6 protein-coding genes are annotated in these 3475 nt (G+C 38.2%); 3 read left to right on the top strand and 3 right to left on the bottom strand.

Annotation, left to right across the window (positions count from 1 at the left end; translation table 11 throughout):
* The 3 genes from JQC92_RS22985 to JQC92_RS21475 form a co-directional block, all read right to left on the bottom strand.
* The coding region (locus JQC92_RS22985) for a transposase (protein WP_205001576.1) at positions 1-87 on the bottom strand (87 nt) is incomplete at its 3' end.
* A 333-nt stretch (positions 88-420) separates the two neighbouring features.
* Entirely contained in the window at positions 421-657 is a 237-nt protein-coding gene (locus JQC92_RS21480) for an HP1242/YdcH family protein (protein ID WP_205001574.1), read from the bottom strand.
* A 149-nt stretch (positions 658-806) separates the two neighbouring features.
* A complete protein-coding gene (locus tag JQC92_RS21475) occupies positions 807-1244 on the bottom strand; it encodes a DUF4937 domain-containing protein (protein WP_205001573.1) in 438 nt (145 codons plus the stop codon).
* 255 nt (positions 1245-1499) lie between these two features.
* Here JQC92_RS21475 and JQC92_RS21470 point away from each other — a divergent pair, with 255 nt between their 5' ends.
* The 3 genes from JQC92_RS21470 (at position 1500) to JQC92_RS21460 (ending at position 3300) form a co-directional block, all read left to right on the top strand.
* The gene (locus tag JQC92_RS21470) at positions 1500-2627 is read left to right on the top strand and encodes an ISAs1 family transposase (RefSeq protein ID WP_205001572.1); all 1128 of its coding nucleotides are present in this window, start codon (positions 1500-1502) and stop codon (positions 2625-2627) included.
* 101 nt (positions 2628-2728) lie between these two features.
* The gene (locus tag JQC92_RS21465; RefSeq protein ID WP_205001575.1) at positions 2729-3007 is read left to right on the top strand and encodes a type II toxin-antitoxin system RelE/ParE family toxin; all 279 of its coding nucleotides are present in this window, start codon (positions 2729-2731) and stop codon (positions 3005-3007) included.
* Complete coding sequence (locus tag JQC92_RS21460) at positions 3007-3300, top strand: HigA family addiction module antitoxin (protein ID WP_205001571.1); 294 nt, start codon at positions 3007-3009, stop codon at positions 3298-3300. Before JQC92_RS21465 ends, JQC92_RS21460 begins: the two co-directional genes overlap by 1 nt.
* Positions 3301-3475 lie beyond the last annotated feature (175 nt).

The following is a 3475-nucleotide window of genomic DNA, read 5'->3' as shown; positions in this document are numbered from 1 at the left end:
TGTAAACACTTTGCGACGATACTTTGGTACCCATACAAAGTGATACATTAATCGGTAAACGTGATGTGAATTTCTTTGAAGCTCCATATACAGGATAATATAGACTGGGAGCCGCCCAGTCTAAACTATCCAGCACGGGGGCAAGCCTCCGAGATTTTCGCTCCGCTCGTTAAATCAGGAAAAGGGCTAGCGCCAGTAACATGATAGAAATGTGTACTTCCTGATTTGTTACTCATTAAGTGATCAACATGTAGACAACTTTTATTGAAAGAGTATTCATCTAAAAAATCCCCTTTACTCAACCCATTACGTGCTGTACTTTCAGCATTAAAGTAATTCTGCCTTTCTAGCGTCACGCCATATCTTGAAAAATTTAACTCAATAAGGCATCATAAATCAATGCCTTTGAAGATCGTAAAGTTATGCTTTGAGTCGAAGGTATAACACGTCTTTTAATTCAGAACGTTTGTGCTTAAGTTCATTAAAATATTCATCTGCAACGGGGACTTTATCCAACTCCAACTCTCTGATCTCTACATCAAGCTTGTGATAATCATCGGCCATTTTTTTAAAGTCATTATCATTTTTTGAAAGTGAAATAATCTTATCTTTATGCTCTGAAAAATCATGGAGTAATGAATGATCTTCTCCTAACATTGACTTACCTCTCTAATTCATCAATTGATGGCGAACCATTATTAACATTTGTTCGTCATTTGTTTGGGCAACACTTATCCAATATTTGCCTTTTCGTCACAAATCAGAAAGAGTAATTATTCATAAACTATGGCTTGATAATATATAGCCTAGAAAACATCCCATGTAGGCTCAGTAATAACGGTAAACCCATCAACGTCCTGCATATGACGGTCAAGGTGAGCTTTTTGCTTTAACAATGGAAACTCATTGTTCAAATAGCGACGATGAGCAAGTTTGGCATGGGTTGTAGAAGAATTAAGGTACGCAGGAATATCCATTATGCGTTTTAAATAGTTAACTGATTTCGAAGAGTAACAGTTAGCTTGCTGAGCTTTATCCGCAATAGGATCGTAAAGCGTTTTCATAAAACTTTCTATTGAAGCTTCATCTTTCCATAACGCTAAAATCACCGCCGTATCTTTAGTCCAGTCGCCTAGTTGGAAGATAAAACCATCAGCCGCATTTGTTTGTTTCCAATATTGTTGACCTACTGAAAACTCGGTTCTATTTCTTGGTGGAACTTGGCACTTGATGAGTTTGGCCAACACGGCAGTCCTTGATAAAACGAAATTGTATTTAGGTGCTAATGGTGAAAATATTTCCACTACATCTATAGCCATTAACCGAATGTGCATTTTTGAATTAATATTGCATTTTTATCACGAGCTATATTTTGCCAACAACATCTGATGCCCTGACAGAACAGGGCAAGATCGCGAATGTTTTTTAAGCAGTTAGCAACTTAAATTTGACCGAGATCTCAGTTTATGACCTTATACTTCCTTTTGCGGAAGTACACCATGAACTTAGAATTATTTTTTCAAATTTTCGGTAAGCTAGATGATGAGTGCCAAGCTTCAAAAGTTACTTACTCCCTTTTTGACATCTTATTTACTAGTCTTTGCGCCGTCATCGCAGGGGCTGATGGCTGGAAAGATATTCAGGAATATGCCGAAGGTCATTTAGATTGGTTTCAAAAGAATGGTTTTCTGAAAGATGGAGTTCCTGTTGACGATACAATAGCAAGAACCATTGCCAGAATTGAGCCTGAGCAGTTTAATCAGTGTTTTGTTGAGTGGATGCAAGCCGTAAATCGTTTATCAAAAGGTGAAATAATTGCGATTGATGGCAAGACCCTAAGAGGCTCCTATGACCGTGACGACCGCCGTTCAACGCTACATATGATTAATGCGTTTGCCTGTAAAAACAAAATGGTGTTAGGCCAAGTCAGTACAGACGTCAAATCCAATGAAATTACGGCGATTCCAGAGCTCATTCAACTTTTAGATATAAAAGGGGCTTTAGTCTCTATTGATGCAATGGGATGCCAAAAGGAAATCGCTAAAGCCATCGTCAGAAAACAAGCTGATTACTTGCTTGCCGTTAAGGGGAATCAAGAATCATTGCATCGTGAATTACAGGAGCAGTTTGATGACTTTCGTTGCACTGCACAAACAGAGAACTTAGTTATAGAAAAGAACCGTAGTCGGCTTGAAGCAAGGGCTTGTAAGGTATTATGTGCAAAAGAAGTTGCGAAAAATTTTCCTGATTGGCCAAAACTGAAAACGGTTGGTGTCAGCATGGGATACCGACAAGAAAAAGGAAAAGAGCCAAGCTTAGAGTATCGTTATTACATCAGCTCAGCAGAGCTTACAGAAGAACAGTTTTCCGAGGCAGTACGAGCACATTGGGCTGTTGAAAATAGCCTGCACTGGGTACTAGATCTTAGTATGAATGAGGATAGATGTCAGATATATAAGGACAATAGTGCCGAGAACTGTGGGATATTAAGACAAACGTCTTTGAATATGTTGAGAAAAGAGAAAACAAAAGCCAGCATCCCGACAAAAAGAAAACGAGCTTGGATGAAAACAGATTATCTTGAAAAGGTTTTGAAGGCAGGGTTAACCGAAGTGAACAAAACTTAAACACTCACGTGGTTGCCCTGACCCTACTATATCTTCTTGCACAAAAGAATTAAAAGAGTAGAATTAATCGCACAACGATGCGCATCACGCTACACTTTACCGTGATCAAATCATTTAGACATAAAGGTCTAAAAAGATATTTTGAGACTGGTAATAAATCCGGAATTCAAGCAAAGCATGAAAGAAAGATACGGATGCAGTTAGCGGCAATAGATACCGCTATCGAAATTGATGACCTCAATTTACCAGGGTTCAAATTACATCCCTTAAAGGGGAATCGTGACGGTATTTGGTCAATTACAGTAAACGGCAACTGGCGCATTACTTTTGAATTTATCGATGGCAATGCTTACATACTTAATTACGAGGATTACCACTAATGACTATGCAAAACCCTCCTCACCCAGGTGAGTTTATCTATGATATTTATCTTGAGCCTTCTGGGTTGAGTTGTCGTTTTCTTGCAAAAAAACTCGATGTAGCATCATCAACGTTAAGTAGAGTACTTAAAGGTCAGAGTGCTATATCACCAGAAATGGCACTGAGATTATCAAAAGCTTTAGGCAGAAGCCCTGAAAGTTGGCTCGCTATGCAAGATAATTATGATTTATGGCATGCAAAGCAAAATCTTAATTTATCCAATGTGCAGCCTCTTGAGTTCGCTTTAGCATGAGTATGAGTATGTTTTATCATCTAAAGCGTAAACCAGAAAAAGATAAATTAGACCAGAGCAAGATCGCGAACGTTTTTTAAGCAGTTGACAACTTAAATTTGACCGAGATCTCAGTTTGTGATCTTATACTTCCTTTTACGGAAGTACATTATGAACTTAGAATTATTTTTTCAAA

The organism is Parashewanella hymeniacidonis (assembly GCF_016900895.1).
Taxonomy (GTDB): domain Bacteria; phylum Pseudomonadota; class Gammaproteobacteria; order Enterobacterales; family Shewanellaceae; genus Parashewanella; species Parashewanella hymeniacidonis.
Note: the sequence above shows the minus strand (reverse complement) of the source record. Positions and strands in the feature narration are given on the sequence as shown.